The 17,762-nt window shown below is 70.6% G+C and carries 14 protein-coding genes; 13 read left to right on the top strand and 1 reads right to left on the bottom strand.

All coding sequences use genetic code 11. The annotated features are described in order from the left end of the window. The first annotated feature begins 248 nt into the window (after window positions 1–248). From OHA88_RS29840 to OHA88_RS29825, 4 genes are all read left to right on the top strand, one after another. The gene (locus OHA88_RS29840) at window positions 249–3,242 is read left to right on the top strand and encodes a beta-N-acetylglucosaminidase domain-containing protein (RefSeq protein ID WP_328627790.1); all 2,994 of its coding nucleotides are present in this window, start codon (window positions 249–251) and stop codon (window positions 3,240–3,242) included. 113 nt (window positions 3,243–3,355) lie between these two features. Then, complete coding sequence (locus OHA88_RS29835; RefSeq protein ID WP_328627789.1) at window positions 3,356–3,916, top strand: PadR family transcriptional regulator; 561 nt, start codon at window positions 3,356–3,358, stop codon at window positions 3,914–3,916. Beyond that, complete coding sequence (locus OHA88_RS29830) at window positions 3,913–4,656, top strand: ABC transporter ATP-binding protein (protein ID WP_328627788.1); 744 nt, start codon at window positions 3,913–3,915, stop codon at window positions 4,654–4,656. Before OHA88_RS29835 ends, OHA88_RS29830 begins: the two co-directional genes overlap by 4 nt. Next, complete coding sequence (locus OHA88_RS29825) at window positions 4,646–5,986, top strand: FtsX-like permease family protein (protein ID WP_328627787.1); 1,341 nt, start codon at window positions 4,646–4,648, stop codon at window positions 5,984–5,986. The genes OHA88_RS29830 and OHA88_RS29825 overlap by 11 nt, the downstream gene beginning before the upstream one ends. Before the next feature lie 53 nt (window positions 5,987–6,039). Here OHA88_RS29825 and OHA88_RS29820 read toward each other — a convergent pair whose 3' ends face one another. Next, window positions 6,040–6,576, bottom strand: coding sequence for an HNH endonuclease (locus OHA88_RS29820; protein WP_018552807.1), 537 nt, complete (start codon window positions 6,574–6,576; stop codon window positions 6,040–6,042). A 365-nt stretch (window positions 6,577–6,941) separates the two neighbouring features. Here OHA88_RS29820 and OHA88_RS29815 point away from each other — a divergent pair, with 365 nt between their 5' ends. The 9 genes from OHA88_RS29815 to OHA88_RS29775 all read left to right on the top strand — a co-directional run bounded on the left by OHA88_RS29815 (window position 6,942) and on the right by OHA88_RS29775 (window position 17,751). Further along, window positions 6,942–8,009: a mechanosensitive ion channel family protein gene (locus OHA88_RS29815; RefSeq protein WP_328627786.1), complete on the top strand. Its 1,068-nt coding sequence runs from the start codon at window positions 6,942–6,944 to the stop codon at window positions 8,007–8,009. A 229-nt stretch (window positions 8,010–8,238) separates the two neighbouring features. Next, on the top strand, window positions 8,239–9,462 hold the full coding sequence (locus tag OHA88_RS29810; protein WP_328627785.1) for an ROK family transcriptional regulator: 1,224 nt from the start codon (window positions 8,239–8,241) through the stop codon (window positions 9,460–9,462). Between the two features lie 101 nt (window positions 9,463–9,563). Then, the gene (locus OHA88_RS29805; RefSeq protein ID WP_328627784.1) at window positions 9,564–10,901 is read left to right on the top strand and encodes an ABC transporter substrate-binding protein; all 1,338 of its coding nucleotides are present in this window, start codon (window positions 9,564–9,566) and stop codon (window positions 10,899–10,901) included. Between the two features lie 7 nt (window positions 10,902–10,908). Further along, on the top strand, window positions 10,909–11,850 hold the full coding sequence (locus tag OHA88_RS29800; protein WP_328627783.1) for a carbohydrate ABC transporter permease: 942 nt from the start codon (window positions 10,909–10,911) through the stop codon (window positions 11,848–11,850). Between the two features lies 1 nt (window position 11,851). Continuing rightward, window positions 11,852–12,754 carry a carbohydrate ABC transporter permease gene (locus OHA88_RS29795; protein ID WP_267005150.1) on the top strand — a complete coding sequence of 301 codons (903 nt, stop codon included), beginning with the start codon at window positions 11,852–11,854 and terminating at the stop codon, window positions 12,752–12,754. Between the two features lie 3 nt (window positions 12,755–12,757). After that, window positions 12,758–14,023, top strand: a complete 1,266-nt coding sequence (locus OHA88_RS29790) for a 6-phospho-beta-glucosidase (protein WP_328627782.1) — start codon at window positions 12,758–12,760, stop codon at window positions 14,021–14,023. Further along, window positions 14,014–14,997, top strand: coding sequence for an N-acetylglucosamine kinase (locus tag OHA88_RS29785; RefSeq protein WP_328627781.1), 984 nt, complete (start codon window positions 14,014–14,016; stop codon window positions 14,995–14,997). The genes OHA88_RS29790 and OHA88_RS29785 overlap by 10 nt, the downstream gene beginning before the upstream one ends. Window positions 14,998–15,313: 316 nt before the next feature. Further along, entirely contained in the window at window positions 15,314–16,708 is a 1,395-nt protein-coding gene (locus OHA88_RS29780) for a hypothetical protein (protein WP_443044305.1), read from the top strand. 11 nt (window positions 16,709–16,719) lie between these two features. Then, the gene (locus OHA88_RS29775; RefSeq protein WP_328627780.1) at window positions 16,720–17,751 is read left to right on the top strand and encodes a glutamate ABC transporter substrate-binding protein; all 1,032 of its coding nucleotides are present in this window, start codon (window positions 16,720–16,722) and stop codon (window positions 17,749–17,751) included. Window positions 17,752–17,762 lie beyond the last annotated feature (11 nt).

The following is a 17,762-nucleotide window of genomic DNA, read 5'->3' as shown; positions in this document are numbered from 1 at the left end:
CATAGGCGTTACGACAACGACGTCAACGTGCTCCGGGTCACATTCCGTTCCCCAGCGGCCAGTTACCCGCAAGTCGTCCGCCGTATTCGGCCATTCGACGGCATCTCTGCTGCGGCCGGCCGGTCACCCCCGACACTCCGCCCCATCCGTCACAACGGGCATATACGGCACAACGGCCACACACATTGACACCCTCACGCGTGGGGTGGTGGGGTCGGAGCCCATCGGTGGGAGCGAGGGAGTACGGCATGCGGCTCAGGCACAGAAAGCACGCGACCGCCGTCGCTGTCGCCGTGCTCGGCGGACTGCTCTCCACCGGGACCCCGGCCGCCTTCGCCGCGCCGTCGGACCCCGGCTCCCCCGCCGTCACCACACCCGACCGTACGGACGAGGGCGCGCTGCCCGCCGTGTGGCCGCGGCCCCAGACCCTCAAGGCGTCCGGGGCGGCCGTACCGCTCTCCGACGAGGTGACCCTCGTCGCCGACGCGCACGCCGATCCGTACGCCGTCGACGCCGCCAGGCAGGTGCTGCGCGACGCGGGGGTGCGGACCGTGCACGAGGCGCTGCCGGGACGCGGGCCGGTCATCCGGCTCGGCGGCAACGGCGCGCAGGACGCCCTGCGCACGCTGCGCGCCCCCGAGCGCGCCGATCTGCCGTCCGGCGGCTACCGGATCGCGGTCGGCACGGTCGCGGGCCGCTCCACCGTCGCCCTGGACGGTGTCGGTGACGACGGCCTCTTCCACGCCGTGCAGACGCTGCGTCAGCTGGTCCGCAACGGGAGCGTCGCCGGGGTCACCGTGCGGGACTGGCCGGGCACCGCCGTACGCGGAATGACCGAGGGGTTCTACGGGCAGCCGTGGACCCGCGAGGAGCGGCTCGCGCAGATCGACTTCATGGGGCGTACGAAGCAGAACCGGTACCTCTATGCGGCGGGCGACGACCCGTACCGGCAGGCCCGCTGGCGCGATCCGTACCCCGCCGAGCGGCGCGCCGACTTCCGGGCGCTGGCCGAACGGGCCCGCGCCCGGCATGTGACCCTCGGCTGGGCGGTCGCCCCCGGCCAGGCCATGTGCATGTCCTCCGACGGCGATGTGAAGGCACTGACCCGGAAGATCGACGCGATGTGGGCGCTGGGCGTGCGCGTCTTCCAGCTCCAGTTCCAGGACGTCAGCTACAGCGAATGGCACTGCGACAACGACGCCGCCACGTTCGGCAGCGGCCCGGAGGCGGCGGCCAGGGCGCAGGCGCGGGTCGCGAGCGAGGTCGCCCGGCATCTCGCGCAGCGGCATCCGGGCTCGGAGCCGCTGTCGGTGATGCCGACGGAGTTCTACCAGGACGGGGCCACGGACTACCGGACCGCGCTCGCCAAGGAGCTGGACGACCGGGTGCAGATCGCCTGGACCGGGGTCGGGGTCGTACCGCGGACCATCACCGGACGGGAACTGGCCGGTGCGCGCGCCACGTTCCGGCATCCGCTCGTCACGATGGACAACTACCCGGTCAACGACTACGCGCAGGACCGCATCTTCCTCGGCCCGTACACCGGCCGGGACCCTGCGGTCGCGATCGGCTCGGCGGCGCTGCTCGCCAATGCGATGGAACAGCCGTCCGCGTCCCGCATCCCGCTGTTCACCGCCGCCGACTTCGCCTGGAACCCGAAGGGTTACCTGCCGCAGGAGTCCTGGCAGGCGGCGATCGACGATCTGGCGGGCGACGACGCGGGGGCCCGGGAGGCGCTGCGTGCGCTGGCCCGGAACAGTGCGACGTCCGTGCTGGGCAGCGACGAGTCGGCATATCTCCAGCCGCTTTTCGCCACGTTCTGGAAGTCCCGTGCGACGGCGAATACGACGGCGCAGGCGGACGCGGCGCGCGATCTGCGGGCCGCCTTCACGGTGATGCGCCAGGCACCGCAGCGGCTGAAGGGCCTGGCGGGCGGGCGACTCGACGACGAAGTACGTCCGTGGACCGAGCAGTTGGCCCGGTACGGCCGGGCGGGCGAGCTCGCCGTCGATCTGCTGCAGGCCCAGGCGCGCGGCGACGGCGCGGCCGCATGGAAGGCGTCGCTGGCGCTGGAGCCGCTGCGGAAGGCCGCCGGGGCGAGCGGCGCGACGGTCGGCAAGGGTGTCCTCGGTCCGTTCCTGGACCGGGTGCGCAAGGAGGCCGACGCGTGGACCGGCGCGGACCGGGACGCCGGCACGGTGACCGAGGCCCCGGGCAGCTATACGGTGCGGCTGAAACGGGCCCGCCCGATGGAGGCCGTGACCGCGATGACCGTTCCCGGGGTGGGGGCGGACGCGACGCTGCAGGCCCATGTGCCGGGCGAGGGCTGGCGCAGCCTCGGCCCGGTGTCGCGGACCGGCTGGACCCAGACCGCGGCCGAGGGCCTCAGAACCGACGCGATCCGGCTGATCTGGCCCACGGGCTCCTTGGCGACGGCCCCGGGCGCGAGCGCGGGCACGCTGCCGCCGATCGTCTCCGGAACCGTCACCGCACCCGAAGCCCCCCAGATACGCGCCCTCGTGCCGTGGTTCGGCGACGAACCCGCCGCCTGGCTCGATCTCGTACGCGGCGAGACCGACGCGGAGATCGGCGGCAGGCCGCAGCGGGTCGAGGCACGGCTCGCCGCCCGCCGCCCCGCCGCGGTGCGCGGCGCACTCACCGCGAAGGCTCCGAAGGGCATCAAGGTGTCCGTCCCCGGTAGGACGACGGTGCCGCGCGGGTCCCGTACCGACGTCCCGGTGGAGATCACGGTCCCGGCGAACACGCCGGCCGGCGAGTACGAGGTGCCCTTCAGATTCGGTGGCGAGGAGAGCACCCTCACCGTCCGGGCCTACCCGCGCACCGCCGGCCCCGATCTCGTCCGCACCGCCACCGCCTCCTCGTCCGGCGACGAGACCCCGGACTTCCCGGCCGCGGCCGCCTCGGACGGCGATCCCACCACCCGCTGGTCGTCCCCGGCCGAGGACGGCGCCTGGTGGCAGGCGGAACTGGCGGAGCCCGCCAGGATCGGCCAGGTGGTGCTGCAGTGGCAGGACGCGTACGCCTCCCGCTACCGCGTACAGGTCTCCGCGGACGGCCGCACCTGGCGTACGGCGGCGACCGTCCGGGACGGCAAGGGCGGCCGCGAGTCCGTCCGGGTGGACGCGAAGGACACCCGCTTCCTCAGGATTCAGGGCGACGGCCGGGGCACCGAGTTCGGCTACTCGCTCTGGTCGGTGGAGGCGTACGCCGTCGCGGAGTAGCCGCACACGTCCGGCACGAACTCCCCTGGAACACCAGTGGTTCACCACTCCTGCGGTAGTTGCCCACCGTCAAGTATTCACTCAGTACATATACCGAGTATATAGTCCGCCTCATGAGCACCCGCCATGTCCTTCTGGGACTGCTCGCCGGAGGTTCCAGCCACGGCTACGACCTCAAACGGCGGTACGACGAACGCTTCCCGCAGGCCCGCCCACTGGCCTACGGGCAGGTGTACACCACCCTGCAACGCCTGGTGCGTGACGGTCTGGCCGCCGTCGAAGGCACCGATTCCGACGGTGGCCCCGAGCGCACCCTCTACCGCTCCACGGACGAAGGGTCACGCGAACTCGCCAGGTGGGCCGACGAGGTCACCCCGCCGGCGCCTTTCGTGACGAACGAGATCTTCGCCAAGGTCGTCGTCTCGATCCTGGTCGCGGCTGCCGCCGGTGGCAGCGACCGCACGTCCGACGCCGCCGCGTACCTCCAGGCCCAGCGTGCCGCCCACATGGCGCGCATGCGCGAACTGACCGAACTCAAGACAACGCCGGGCACCGACCTCAGCACGGTGCTCTCCGCCGATTACGCCCTCGCCCATCTGGACGCCGACGTGCGGTGGATGACCACCACATCGACCCGTCTCGCCACCCTGACCGCGGAGGTCGACACAGCATGAGTACGCAACCCGAGCAGCCCTCCCGGGCGACAGCGCCCCTGCTCACGGCCACAGGCCTGAAGAAGTCGTACGGGAGGGCCGCCCAGGCGCTGCGCGGCGCGTCGGTCGACCTCCACGCAGGTGAGATTCTCGCCGTCACCGGCGCCAGCGGCAGCGGAAAGTCCACGCTGCTGCACTGCCTGGCCGGGATCGTCCGTCCCGACGAGGGTTCGGTCTCGTACGGACAGGAGCGGCTCGACCGGATGCCCGAGGCGCGCCTCAGCGAGCTGCGGCGCACCGACTTCGGCGTGGTGTTCCAGTTCGGGCAGCTGATCCCCGAGCTCACCGCGCTCGACAACGTGGCGCTGCCGCTGCTGCTCGCGGGGACCGCCCGCGCCGAGGCGCAGAGTCGGGCGGACGAGTGGCTGGAGCGCTTCGGCGTGCGCGGACAGGCCGGTCTGCGGCCCGGTGAGCTGAGTGGTGGCCAGAGTCAACGGGTCGCACTGGCAAGGGCGTTGGTGACAGGGCCGAAGGCCGTCTTCGCGGACGAGCCGACCGGCGCGCTCGACTCGCTCGCCGGGGAGCAGGTGATGACCGCTCTGGTGCACGCCGCCCGCGAGTCCGGCACCGCGGTGCTGTTGATCACACATGACGCACAGATCGCGGCGTACGCGGACCGGGAGGTGTGGCTGCGGGACGGGGCCGTCCACTCCGGCACGGCGCAGTTCACCGCCCAGGAGGTCGCTCACCATGAAAGCTGACGCCCGCATCGCCTGGATCCTGACGCGCGGCTCCGACCGCCGTGAGTGGTGGCGGATCTCGCTCACCGCGGTGGGCGCCCTGCTCGCCACGGGCTTCGCCCTCGCGGCGATCGCAGTCGCCGCCGTCTCGGGGCAGGTCTCGATCCCGTACGGGCACGGCCTGCTGAACCAGCCCGGCCAGCGCGCCGGTGTGGTGGTCACGCTGCTGCTCCTGCTCGTCCCCGTGCTCGGATTCCTCGGCCAGTGCGCCCGCATCGGCGCCGTGCACCGCGACCGGCGGATGGCCGGGCTGCGGCTCGCCGGGGCGTCACCCGCGCAGGTGCGGCGCATCTCCGCGCTGGAGTCCGCGTTGGCGTGTCTGGCGGGATCGGTCGGCGGGTTCGCCGTCTTCGCCGCGGTCCTCACCGGCTCCGGCCACACACCGCCCCCGTCGGCCTGGGCGGCTTTCGTGGTGGTCGTTCTCGTCGTGCCGGTGGTCGCCGCACTGGTGAGCGCGCTCGCACTGCGCCGGGTCGTCGCCTCGCCGCTCGGCTGGGTACGCCGGGTACGGCCGGAGCGCGGACACCGGACGCTGCTCGCGCTCCTGATTCCGACGGTGCTGATCGCCGCGGTGGCCTTCCTCATCGTTTTCCGGGGCAGCGGCCTCCGCGCCGTGTGGTTCCCGCTGCTGGTGTTCGCGGTGGTGTTCCTCACCGGAGCCGGTGCGGTCTGGGCGGCCGGGGCCTCGGCCGCCTTCATGGGCCGACGGCTGACGGTCCGTGCGAAGCGTCCCGCGGTACTGATCGCCGCGGGTCGCCTCAGGGACGACCCGTGGGCCGCCGCGCGTACCCATGCCGCTCTGCTGCTGGTGACCGTCGTCGGGGTGGGATTCGTGGGGGTGAGGGAAGTGCTGCTCGCCAAGTTGCGCGGGGGCAACTACTCGGCGGGCGACCTCGATTTCTACACCACGGGTATCGACCTCGCCGGGGCCGCCGTCCTGGTGGCCCTGGTCATCAGTCTCTTCGGCCTCGCCGTGGGCACCGCCGAGTCCCTTGCCACTCGCCGCAGAGGACTAGCCGCCCAGGCCGCGGCCGGAGTACCGCACGCGGTGCTGGCCAGGACTCTCCTCCTGGAGACCGCGCTCCCACTGGCCCCCGCGGTCCTGCTCGCAGGCATCGGCGGCATGGCGGTCCACCTCGCGTACGCCTCCCTTGTCGCACCCGGCTCCGCGCCCTCGATGCTCCCGCTGCTCGTACCCGTGCTGGTGTACGCCGGCTGCCTGCTGGCCGCGGCGACATCACTGCCGCTGCTGCGGCGCGCGGCACACCCCGCGGAGCTGCGGTTCACGTAGCGCTCGGCGCTACGTGGATCCGCACTCCCCTGGAGACGCAGAAGCCCGGATCGTCAGGCGGAAATGCCATCGATCCGGGCCATTGCGTCGTCCGCGCCGAACGGTTGCAGGTACGGCAGCCATCGCGGGTCCCGGTGGCCCGTCCCGATGATGCGCCACGCGAGGCCGGTCGGCGGGGCGGGCTGTTGGTGCAGCCGCCAGCCGAGCTCCGGCAGATGGCGGTCGGCCTTGACGTGGTTGCAGCGGCGGCAGGCCGCCACCACGTTGTCCCAGGCGTGCTGGCCACCACGGCTGCGTGGAATGACATGGTCGACGCTGGTCGCGGCGGCGCCGCAGTACATGCAGCGGCCGCCGTCCCTGGCGAAGAGCGCCCGGCGGGTGAGTGGAACGGGCCCCCGGTAGGGGACCCGTACGAACCGCTTCAGGCGGACGACGCTGGGTGCCGGTACAGCACGGGTGGCACTGTGCATGAAGGCGCCGGACTCCTCGAGGCAGATGGCCTTGTTCTCGAGGACGAGGACGAGCGCGCGGCGGAGCGGTACGACGCCGAGCGGCTCGTACGACGCATTGAGAACCAGGACATGCGGCACGGTGGATGCCTCCTTGTACGCCGGCGGCGCGTGGCTCGCGCCGGGACGATCCGATCTCAGTCTCTCCTCCTGCCTGGTGGAAGCGCCACCACGTGCGAGTAACGGGCCGGAAGGATTTTCCCCGGCCCGCTGTCGCGCGCACCGCCCGAAGACCCCGGATCAGGCGCTTCGGGGCCCGCCGCCGCGGCGGCCCCGGCCCGGTGTGCGATCGGCCACACCCGGCCCGGCGCCCTGATTCGGCTCCGGCCCCCACACCTTCTGTATCCCCGGTCCGAACGGGTCTCTCCCCTCCGTCACGGCGACGGAGCATTCCGGATGCCCCGTTAGTGTGGTTGGTCAGCCCTCGCCCATATGGAGGTTCCGCCGTGTCCCTGTCCGCGCTGTTGGCCGCTGCCCCGTCACCCGAGCCGGGCGGCTCGCTGGACGAAGCCGCCAGGCAGGCCGGCGATGCCGCGGGCTGGGTGGAGGAGAACTGGTCCACCTGGCTGAACACCGGTCTGCGCATCCTTCTCATCGCGGCGATCGCGATCGTGTTGCGCATCGCGATCCGTCGTGCTCTCAGCAAGCTCATCGAGCGGATGAACCGCAGCGCCCAGGCCGTCGAAGGCACCGCGCTCGGCGGACTGCTGGTCAATGCGGAACGGCGCCGTCAGCGCTCCGAGGCCATCGGGTCCGTACTCCGGTCGGTCGCCTCCTTCCTGATCCTCGGTACGGCCGGCCTGATGATCCTGGGCGCGTTCCAGATCGATCTGGCCCCGCTGCTCGCCTCCGCCGGTGTCGCCGGTGTGGCGCTCGGCTTCGGCGCGCGCAACCTCGTCACCGACTTCCTCTCCGGTGTCTTCATGATCCTGGAGGACCAGTACGGCGTCGGCGACACCATCGACGCGGGTGTCGCCTCCGGCGAGGTCATCGAGGTCGGGCTGCGGGTCACCAAGCTGCGCGGTGACAACGGCGAGATCTGGTACGTCCGCAACGGCGAGGTGAAGCGGATCGGCAACCTCAGCCAGGGCTGGTCGACCGCCGGGGTCGATGTGCAGGTGCGCCCCACGGAGGATCTCGACCGGGTACGTACGGTGATCACCGAGGCCGCCACGGCGATGGCCAAGGAGGACCCGTGGAACGAGCGCCTGTGGGGTCCGGTGGAGGTCCTCGGCCTGGACTCCGTGCTCCTCGACTCGATGACGGTCCGGGTGACGGCCAAGACGATGCCGGGCAAGTCCCTGGGCGTGGAGCGCGAGCTGCGCTGGCGGATCAAGGGGGCCTTCGACGAGGCGGGCATCCGGATGGTCGGCGGCGTACCGGCGCAGCCGGACGAGCCGTCGGCGGCGGACCCGACGGCCGGAATGGCTGCCCCGTCGGCGTACGCGTCGACGACGTCGCCGCAGTCGCTGGCCACGTCACCGATCACCCCGCCGCCGAACCTGGGCAAGTAGGCCCTCGGATCCAAGGGCGTCCGGCCCGGCCCGGAAGGAGCCGCGCCGGGTGCCCTTCCGCGTGAAAGCTGCTTGACCGGGCCGCACACCTTGGCGTGAATGCGGCTTGACCGACCCTCCAGGTAACGCTTTGGTTGCCGGCGAAGCCCTGCCCATTGACGGGCCGGTGACGTGCGCCATACCGTCCTCTCATCGAATAGGAAAGTTTCCTAACAGAGGGCAGGTGCTCATGGCCGGAACGACACCGGGTACCCCCCGCGTCCTGCGGGCCATGAACGACCGGGCCGCCCTCGATCTGCTGCTGGAGCACGGCCCCCTCTCCCGGACCAGGATCGGCAAGCTGACGGGCCTCTCCAAGCCCACCGCCTCACAGCTGCTGGCCCGACTGGAGGCGGCCGGTCTGGTCGTCGCCACCGGCACCGTCGCGGGACGGCCGGGGCCCAACGCCCAGCTGTACGCGGTGAACGCCCGGGCCGCCCACGTCGCCGGGCTCGATGTGAACGCCCAGCGGATCGTCGCCGCCGTCGCCGACGTGACCGGTGAGACGGTCGGCGAGTTCGAGCTGCGCACCCCCGGCCGCCGCGCCGACAGCGTGGTGCGGCAGGTGACCGAGGCGCTGGACGGCGCGGTCAAGGACGCCGGACTCACCCGCGCCGAGGTGCACCGGGTGGTCATCGGCACACCGGGCGCCTTCGACCCCGGCACCGGACGGCTGCGGTACGCCTCCCACCTGCCCGGCTGGCACTCCCCCACACTGCTCGACGAGCTGGCCGCGTTCCTGCCGATGCCGGTCGAGTACGAGAACGATGTGAACCTCGTCGCCGTGGCCGAGCAGCGGCTCGGGGCGGCCCGTGGACACGACGACTTCGTCCTGCTGTGGAACGAGGAGGGGCTCGGTGCCGCCCTCGTCATCAACGGGCGGCTGCACCGCGGCTTCACCGGCGGCGCCGGTGAGGTCGGCTTCCTGCCGGTGCCCGGCGCCCCGCTGGTCCGCCAGGTCACCAAGGCGAACTCGGGCGGCTTCCAGGAACTGGCGGGCGCGCAGGTGCTGTCCCGGCTGGCCCGGCAGCTCGGCATAGACGACGAACTGAGCCGCGCGGACGGCACCCACCATGAGGTCGCGGCCGGTCTGATCGCCCGGGCCGCCGAGGCCGCGGAGCGCGGCGAGGACGGCCCGTACCCCCGGCTCCTCGATCTGTTCGCGACCGGGCTCGCGACCGGCCTGGCTTCCATGATCGCCGTGCTCGACCCCGAACTCGTGGTGCTCTCGGGCGAGTTGATCACAGCCGGCGGCGAACCGTTGCGCGAGCGGGTGCAGGCGGAACTCGCCGAGCTGGCGGCCTCCCGGCCCCGGCTGATCACCGGCGCCGTGACCCACCGGCCCGTACTGCGCGGGGCACTGGAGAGCGCCCTCGTCACGACCCGCGACGAAGTCTTCGACACCTCACGCTGATCCCCTGCCGCGGCCGTCCCCATGCGGACCCGCACCTTCACAGACCCGCACGTTCGCAGATCCAGCCTCTTCCCCGTCCCAACCCATCGGGAGACACTGCCATGTCCGGAAACCGCCGGAAGACGGCCGCCGCGCTCGCCGCGACCGCCGCGATATCCCTCTTCGCCTCTGCCTGTACCGGTCAGAGCAGCAACGGCGCCAGTGATGATCCGTCCAAGGAGACGACCATCAACTTCTGGCACGGCTGGAGTGCCCCGAGCGAGGTCAAGGCCATTCAGGCCACCGTCGACTCCTTCGAGAAGGCGCACCCGAACATCCATGTGAAGGTCGTCGGCAACATGACCGACGACAAGATCAACCAGGCTCTGCGCGCGGGCGGTTCCAAGGCACCTGACGTGGTGTCCTCGTTCACCACGAACAATGTGGGCAAATTCTGCTCGTCCAAGGCCTTCGTCGATCTGAACTCCTTCCTGAAGAAGGACGGGATCGACCCCGACAAGACGTTCCCGAAGGCGATGAACGAGTACACCCAGTACAACGGGGTGCGCTGCACGCTGCCGCTGCTCGGTGACGCGTACGGGCTGTACTACAACAAGGACGCGTTCAAGGCGGCCGGGATCACCGCCCCGCCGAAGACCTGGTCCGAATTGGCCGAGGACGCCAAGAAGCTGACGAAGACCAAGGGCGACTCGTACGAGCAGCTCGGCTTCATGCCGAACTACCACGGCTACGAGTCGACGACCGAGCACTACCTCGGCGGCTGGAACCCGACCTACTTCGACGCCGACGGCAAGTCGAACATCGCCAAGGACCCGGCCTTCGCGTCCATGCTCACCACGCAGAAGAAGCTGGTCGACGACCTGGGCGGCTACGCGAAGCTGGAGAAGTACCGCACCTCGTTCGGTGACGAGTGGGGCGCCAAGCACCCGTTCCACACCGGCCAGGTGGCCATGCAGCTGGACGGCGAGTGGCGGCTCGGCATGGCCGAGGACACCAAGCCGAAGTTCGAGATCGGGGTGGCCCCGATGCCCGTCGCCGACGACGAGGCCGACACGTACGGCAAGGGCTACCTGACCGGCACCATCGCCGGTATCGCGTCCACCTCCACCAAGCAGAACGCGGCATGGGAGCTGGTGAAGTTCATGACGACCGACACCGACGCGGTGGTCGCCTTCGCCAACGCCATCCACAATGTGCCGTCGACGTTGGCGGCCCTGAAGTCGCCGAAGCTGAAGTACGACCCGCGGTTCAAGACCTTCCTGGACATCGCCGCGAACCCCCACAGCACCACCACCCCGCCCTCGGTGAACGGCGGCGCGTACCTGGTGTCCCTGCAGAACCTCGGATTCGACATCGAGAAGGGCAAGCAGACGGACATCAAGGCGGGTCTGGAGAAGACCGCCGAGGAAATCGACGCAGCCGTCGCACAGGCGAAGTAGCACCGCGATGAGCACGTACACACTCCGTTCGAAGCGCCGTCGTGCGGCGCTTCGAACGACGGCCTTCATGTCGCCGTGGCTGATCGGGTTCTGCGTCTTCTTCGCCTACCCGCTGATCTCCACGCTCTATTTCTCCTTCACCCACTACGACGGTTTCGCGGCCCCGGAGTTCAACGGGCTGAAGAACTGGTCGTACGTCTTCAACGACTACCCGCTGTTCTGGCCCGCCCTGCGGAACACCCTGTGGCTGGTCGTGGTGATGGTCAGCTGCCGGGTCGTCTTCGGTCTCGGCGTCGGCCTGCTGATCACCAAGATCAAGACGGGTGCGGGTGTCTTCCGCACCCTGTTCTACCTGCCGTATCTGGCCCCGCCGGTCGCGGCGACCCTGGGTTTCGTCTTCCTGCTCAACCCGGGGACGGGGCCGGTCAATTCGATCCTCGGCGATCTGGGGCTGCCCACGCCGGGCTGGTTCACCGACGCCGCCTGGTCCAAGCCGGCCCTGACCGCGCTCGCGGTGTGGGGGGTGGGCGACCTGATGGTGATCTTCATGGCCGCGCTGCTCGACGTACCGAAGGAGCAGTACGAGGCGGCGGAGCTGGACGGGGCGACCTCGTTCCAGCGGTTCCGCTTCGTCACACTGCCGAACATCTCGCCGATCGTGATGTTCGCCGTGGTCACCGGGATCATCCAGACGATGCAGTACTACACCCAGCCACTCGTGGCGGGGAAGGTCGCCTCGGGGGTGATGGGCGGCTCCGGGCAGCAGTTCGAACCGGGCTATCCCGACAAGTCGACACTGACGCTTCCGCAGCTCGTCTACAACCTCGGCTTCCAGCGTTTCGACTACGGGTCCGCCTGTGTGGTCGCGCTCGTTCTCTTCGTACTCGCCATGGCGTTCACCGCACTGCTGATGCGACGCCGCAGCGGGCTGATCCAGGCAGGTGAGTGACGTGGCGCAGGCTCTCGACACCTTCAAGGCCACCGACCCGTCCGCCGGGCCGGTCACCCCGGCCGAACGCGTCGCACGCCGCAAGGCGCTCCTGAACTGGATCGCCGTGCACGCGCTCGGCGTCGCGGCCGCGCTCTTCTTCGTGCTGCCCTTCGTCTTCCTGTTCCTCACCTCGCTGATGAGCGACCAGCAGGCGCTGACCCGCGATCTGTGGCCGCACCCCTTCGAGTGGAGCAACTACCGCAGGGTGTTCGACACCCCGGGCTTCCTGACCTGGTGGAAGAACACCCTGCTGTACGCGGGGCTCGGCACCGTCCTCACGGTCGTGTCGTCGCTGCCCGTGGCGTACGCGCTCGCCAAGTTCCGCTTCCGCGGCCGGCAGCTGTCGCTGATGCTCGTCATCTCGATGATGATGCTGCCGCCGCAGGTCGTCGTCATCCCGATGTATCTGTTCTGGGCGAAGCAGCTGGACATGTCCGGGACGCTCTGGCCGCTGATCATCCCGATGGTCTTCGGTGACGCGTTCTCCATCTTCCTGCTGCGGCAGTTCCTGCTGACCATCCCGAACGAGTACCTCGACGCGGCGAAGGTCGACGGCTGCGGCGAACTGCGCGCCCTGCTGAAGGTCGTGGTGCCGATGGCCAGGCCGGGCATCGCCGCCGTCGCGCTGTTCCAGTTCTTCTACGCCTGGAACGACTACTTCGGGCCGCAGATCTACGCCTCCGAGAACCCGGCCGCCTGGACGCTCAGTTACGGACTGGAGTCCTTCAAGGGCGCGCACCACACCGACTGGAACCTGACCATGGCCGCGACCGTACTGGTCATGGCCCCCGTGATCCTCGTCTTCTTCTTCGCTCAGAAGGCTTTCGTCGAGGGCGTCACACTGACCGGAGTAAAGGGCTGACCTATGAAGCTCGCAGTAGTTGGTGGCGGGTCCACCTACACACCTGAACTGATCGACGGCTTCGCCCGGCTGCGGGACACACTGCCCGTCGAGGAGCTCGTGCTCGTCGACCCGGCGGCCGACCGCCTCGAACTCGTCGGCGGTCTCGCCCGGCGGATCTTCGCCAAGCAGGGCCACCCGGGCCGCATCGTCACCACCTCGGACGTCGACGCGGGCGTCGCCGACGCCGACGCGGTCCTGCTCCAGCTGCGCGTCGGCGGCCAGGCCGCCCGCAACCAGGACGAGACCTGGCCGCTGGAGTGCGGCTGCATCGGCCAGGAGACCACCGGGGCCGGCGGCCTTGCCAAGGCGCTGCGCACCGTCCCGGTCGTCCTCGACATCGCCGAGCGGGTCCGCCGTGCCAACCCCGACGCCTGGATCATCGACTTCACCAACCCGGTCGGCATCGTGACCCGGGCACTGCTCCAGGCCGGGCACAAGGCCGTCGGCCTGTGCAACGTGGCGATCGGCTTCCAGCGGAAGTTCGCCGCGCTGCTCGACGTCACCCCCGGCGAGGTGCACCTCGACCATGTCGGGCTCAACCACCTGACGTGGGAGCTCGGGGTCCGGCTCGGCGGCCCGGACGGCGAGAACGTGCTGCCGAAGCTGCTCGCCGAGCACGGCGACTCGATCGCCGACGATCTGCACATGCCCCGGGCGATCGCCGACCGGCTCGGCGTCGTCCCCTCGTACTACCTGCGGTACTTCTACGCGCACGACGAGGTCGTACGGGAGCTCGGCAGCAAGCCGTCCCGGGCGGCCGAGGTCGCCGCGATGGAGAAGGAACTCCTCGCCATGTACGGCGACCCGGCGCTGGACGAGAAGCCCGCGCTGCTCGCCCGGCGCGGCGGCGCGTTCTACTCGGAGGCGGCCGTGGACCTGGCGTCCTCGCTGCTGGGCTCGGGCGGCTCCGCGGTGCAGGTGGTCAATACGTACAACAAGGGGACGCTGCCGTTCCTGCCGGACGACGCCGTGATCGAGGTGCAGGCCCGGGTCGACGGCACGGGCGCGACGCCGCTCGCCGTTCCCGAGCTGGATCCGCTGTACACCGGCCTGATCTCCCATGTGACGGCGTACGAGGACCTCGCCCTGGAAGCGGCACTGCGCGGGGGCCGGGACCGGGTCTTCAAGGCACTGCTCGCCCACCCGCTGATCGGCCAGTTCGAGTACGCCGAGGCGCTCACCGACAAGCTGATCGCGCACAACCGGGAGCACCTGGCGTGGGCGTGAACGCTGCGGTCCTCGCCATCGACGCGGGGAACAGCAAGACCGATGTGGCACTGATCGGACCGGACGGAACGGTGCTGAGCACGGCCCGCGGGGGCGGCTTCCAGCCGCAGGCCGTCTCCGTCGAGGTGGCAGTGGACGTCCTCGGCGCGACGCTCGACGAGGCACTGGCGAAAGCGCGTGGGACCGGCTGCCCCGTCGACTCCGTCGGCCATGTGTCTGCCTGTCTCGCCAATGCCGACCTCCCGGTCGAGGAGCGGGAGTTGACCGAGGCACTGCGGGCCCGTGGCTGGGGCGGCACGGTCGAGGTCCGCAATGACACCTTCGCGATCCTGCGCGCGGGCGTCGACGAGCCCCGGGGCGTGGCCGTCGTCTGCGGTGCGGGGATCAACTGTGTCGGCATGGTGCCGGACGGGCGGACCGCTCGCTTCCCCGCGATCGGCCGGATCTCCGGTGACTGGGGCGGCGGTTCGGGTCTCGCCGAGGAGGCCATGTGGTTCGCCTCGCGGGCCGAGGACGGGCGCGGTGAGCCGACGGATCTGGTCCGCACGCTCCCCGCCCACTTCGGGCTCGACTCGATGTACGCGCTGATCGAGGCGGTGCATCTGGGGCACATCGAATTCGAGCGCCGGCACGAGTTGACGCCGGTGCTGTTCGCGACCGGTGCGGCCGGGGACCCGGTGGCGCGTGCTCTGGTGCACCGGCTCGCGGAGGAGGTCGTCGCGATGGCGTCGGTCGCGCTGACCCGCCTCGGGCTGCTGGACGAGGAGGCACCGGTGGTGCTGGGCGGCAGCGTGCTGGCGGCCCGTCACCCGCAGCTGGACGACGCGATCGCCGAACTCCTCGCGGTACGTGCACCGAAGGCGGTGATCCGGTTGGTGGCGGAGCCGCCGGTGCTGGGCGCCGGGCTGCTGGGACTGGACCGCACGGGGGCGGCGCCGAAGGTGCACAACAGGCTCCGCGCGCAGTACGGCTGACGCATCGGGAACATCGGGATCGCGGACGGGCGTCCTGTGGCCATCGTGCTGCGGGACGCCCCTTGCGTACGGGAACCGATCAGTTGTCCCGAACGTGTTCATGAATGGGGAGATCGGTCCGCTTCGGGGACTCCGCCGCCGATCGTCTTGATCGACGGCGCCGTCCTTGATCGAATGCGTGTGCATCCGTGGTCCGGTGCAGGATCCAGGTGTTCCTGGTGTGGATGCCAGTCCCTGCGGCCATACTTCTGGCCGGGCACCAGTCCCCCGATCGGCCGGGGGGCGGGCCACCGTCAGCGACCGAGGGGGAGGTCACGTGACATACCCGCCGAATGTGCGCACGGCGCCGGAGCACGCGTCGGCCCAGCCGGCCGCGCCCGTACCTGTGCCGGTACCCGCGCCGCGTCGCAGCGCCTGGTCCGAGTCGACGGCGCGGCTGAGGACTGCGGCGACGACCGAACCGGGCAGGCTCCAGATCATCGGGGCCGCGCTGGCGGTGCTCGTCATAGCGTTCGGGGCCGTGACGGCTTTCGAGATCTCCGGCCGGTCGGCCGCCGCCGACGACGTGGTGAGCCGCAGCCAGCCGCTGAGCGCCGAGGCGGCGAACATCTACCGTTCGCTGGCCGATGCCGACACGGCGGCGGCCGGCGGGTTCCTCGCGGGGGCGCAGGAGCCGCGCGACGTCCATGAGCGGTACGAGAAGGACATCAAGGACGCGTCCAGGCTGCTGGTCAAGGCGGCGTCCACCACGGACGCGTCGTCGCCGTCGGGCCAGGAGATCACCAAGCTCAACGAGGAACTCCCCCGGTACACCGGCCTGATCGAGCGGGCCCGCGCCAACAACCGGCAGGGGCTGCCTCTGGGCGGCGCCTATCTCCGGTACGCGAACCAGAAGATGTCCACCGAGCTGCTGCCGGCCGCCGAGCGGCTGTACACGGCGGAGACCGGCCGGCTCGACCAGGACTACGACTCCGCGAGAGCGTGGCCGTTCCTCTCGCTGGGTCTCGGTGTCGTTGCGCTGGGTGCGCTGTTCTGGGCGCAGCGGCGCAACTACCGCAGGACCAACCGGGTCCTCAACCATGGGCTGCTCGCCGCGACCGCCGCGTCGACGGTGCTGCTGCTGTGGCTGGGCGTGGGGCACACGGTCGCGCGGTCCGAACTGCAGGACGCCAATGTGCACGGGCAGCAGTCCCTCGATGTGCTCAATCACGCGCGGATCAACTCACTGAAGGCGCGCGCCAATGAGAACCTCACCCTCGTCGCCCGCGGCGCCGTGCTGACCGCGGACGGCAAGAACGACAAGTACGAGACCGACTACACCACGGGCATGAAGGCCCTCCGCGAAGAGCTGGGGACGGCCAGGAAGCTCGCCGACGACTCCCAGGGGAGCGGGCCGGTGGCGGATGCCATCAGCGGTGTCTCCGAGTGGCAGGGCCGCCACCGGACCGCCCGCACGACCGACGACAACGGCGACTACGAGGGCGCCCTGAAGCAGATCATCGGGCCCAGGAACTCCACGGGGGAGTCCTTCAACCGGGTGGACGAGGCGCTGGAGAAGGCACTCGCCCATGAGCAGGGCGAGTTCACCCGGGCCGCCGAGGACGGGCGCGGGGCGCTGGGCGGGCTGCCGATCGGGGCGGCCGCTCTCGCCGTGCTGGCCGCGGTCGCCTCGATCGTCGGGGTCAACCGCAGACTGTCGGAGTACCGGTGAGAGGGGGAACGATGACCAGGACGAGTTCCACCCGGGGCAGGCTGCGCGGCTGGGGCGGGGTGACGGGGATGGCCGTGGCCTGTGCGGTGACGGCGTCGCTCACCCTGCTGCCGCTCTCGCACGGCGGCTCCGGGCCGTTCGGCGTCGGTGTCTCCGGGCCGGGTACGGCCACGGCGGTGCCGGCCAGCGCCGGCGACTGCACGGACCCGGAGGCGAGCCTGCAGCCGTCGAGCGCCGACGGGCCGGGCATCGCGAAAATCAAGGAGCGCGGGAAGCTGATCGCCGGCGTCGACCAGAACAGCTTCCGCTGGGGCTACCGCAACCCGGAGACCGGGAAGCTCGAAGGGTTCGACATCGATCTGGTGCGGGCCATCGCGAAGAACATCCTGGGCGACCCGGACAAGGTGATCTTCCGGGCCATCCCCACCAACCAGCGCATCGCCGCCCTGGAGAACGACAAGGTCGACGTCGTCGTCCGGACGATGACGATCAACTGCAGCCGGCTGAAACAGGTCTCGTTCTCCACGGCCTACTTCCAGGCCGGTCAGCAGGTCCTCGCGCCGAAGAACTCGCCGATCACGGGGTACGACAAGTCCCTGGCCGGCAAGCGGGTCTGCACCGCCGAGGGTTCCACCGCGTACGAGGCACTGGAGAAGCAGTCGTTCGGCGCCAGGTTCAAGGACCGGCACGACGGCACCGAGGCGGACGAGGACCAGCTCACCGTCCCCAACCAGCTGGACTGCCTGGTCCGGCTGCAGATGGGTGAGGTCGACGCGGTGGTCACCGACAACGCCCTGGCGGCGGGCCAGGCCGCCCAGGACCCGGCCGTCGTCCTCAAGGGCGACAAGCCGTTCACCACCGAGTACTACGGCGTGGCCACGAAGCGCGGCGCGAACGACCTGGTGGCCCGGGTCAATCAGGTGCTGGTCGACTACCGCAAGGGAGGCGCCGACAGCCCCTGGATGGTGTCGTACCGGAAGTGGCTGGCGAGCGGACTGCCCGGGATATCGGCGCCGCCTGCGCCCAAGTACCGGAGCAACTAGTCCTTGATCCT

The sequence above is a fragment of the Streptomyces sp. NBC_00353 genome (genome assembly GCF_036108815.1).
Classification (GTDB): domain Bacteria; phylum Actinomycetota; class Actinomycetes; order Streptomycetales; family Streptomycetaceae; genus Streptomyces.
The sequence above is the reverse complement of the archived record's forward strand: the minus strand, read 5'-3'. Positions and strand labels throughout refer to the sequence as shown.

What these genes read in the sequence shown, in the direction of transcription:
- OHA88_RS29840 (WP_328627790.1), top strand. Translation starts at nt 249, where the DNA reads ATGCGGCTCAGGCACAGAAAGCACGCGACCGCCGTCGCTGTCGCCGTG.
- OHA88_RS29835 (WP_328627789.1), top strand. Translation starts at nt 3,356, where the DNA reads ATGAGCACCCGCCATGTCCTTCTGGGACTGCTCGCCGGAGGTTCCAGC.
- OHA88_RS29830 (WP_328627788.1), top strand. Translation starts at nt 3,913, where the DNA reads ATGAGTACGCAACCCGAGCAGCCCTCCCGGGCGACAGCGCCCCTGCTC.
- OHA88_RS29825 (WP_328627787.1), top strand. Translation starts at nt 4,646, where the DNA reads ATGAAAGCTGACGCCCGCATCGCCTGGATCCTGACGCGCGGCTCCGAC.
- OHA88_RS29810 (WP_328627785.1), top strand. Translation starts at nt 8,239, where the DNA reads ATGGCCGGAACGACACCGGGTACCCCCCGCGTCCTGCGGGCCATGAAC.
- OHA88_RS29805 (WP_328627784.1), top strand. Translation starts at nt 9,564, where the DNA reads ATGTCCGGAAACCGCCGGAAGACGGCCGCCGCGCTCGCCGCGACCGCC.
- OHA88_RS29800 (WP_328627783.1), top strand. Translation starts at nt 10,909, where the DNA reads ATGAGCACGTACACACTCCGTTCGAAGCGCCGTCGTGCGGCGCTTCGA.
- OHA88_RS29790 (WP_328627782.1), top strand. Translation starts at nt 12,758, where the DNA reads ATGAAGCTCGCAGTAGTTGGTGGCGGGTCCACCTACACACCTGAACTG.
- OHA88_RS29775 (WP_328627780.1), top strand. Translation starts at nt 16,720, where the DNA reads ATGACCAGGACGAGTTCCACCCGGGGCAGGCTGCGCGGCTGGGGCGGG.